1 pseudogene is annotated in these 381 nt (G+C 68.0%); it reads left to right on the top strand.

The annotated features are described in order from the left end of the window. Window positions 1-344 (top strand): annotated as a pseudogene (locus EN808_RS35275) (PLP-dependent aminotransferase family protein); the annotation flags it as partial. Between the last annotated feature and the right edge of the window lie 37 nt (window positions 345-381).

Genomic DNA, 381 nt, shown 5'->3' on the forward strand with positions numbered 1-381 from the left:
GCCACCACGAGGCGCTGGTGCGCAGGCTCTCCGCCGCCTTCGACGAGCGGCGCAAGCGTCTGGTCCATGCGATTTCTGCTTTCCTGCCAGAGTGGCGTTCGACCGATTCGGCGGGCGGCACATCGCTGTGGCTGGAGGGCCCGCGCGGCACCGATTCACGTGGGCTAGCCGAGGCGGCCGCGTCGCGCAGCGTCATCATCGAACCCGGCGACCGGTTCTTCGACCGCAGCGAAAAACCCTCCCGTTTCATGCGCTTGGGCATCTCCTCGATCTCGCTGCAGCATATCGAGCCCGGTATCCGCGAGCTCGCCACGGCAGCCGGCCGCAGGCCTGCCGCGGCCTGATCGCTGTAGATTTCCAAAGAGAGCCGGCGCTTCGCCG

Source organism: Mesorhizobium sp. M8A.F.Ca.ET.165.01.1.1 (assembly GCF_004792065.1).
Lineage (GTDB): Bacteria > Pseudomonadota > Alphaproteobacteria > Rhizobiales > Rhizobiaceae > Mesorhizobium.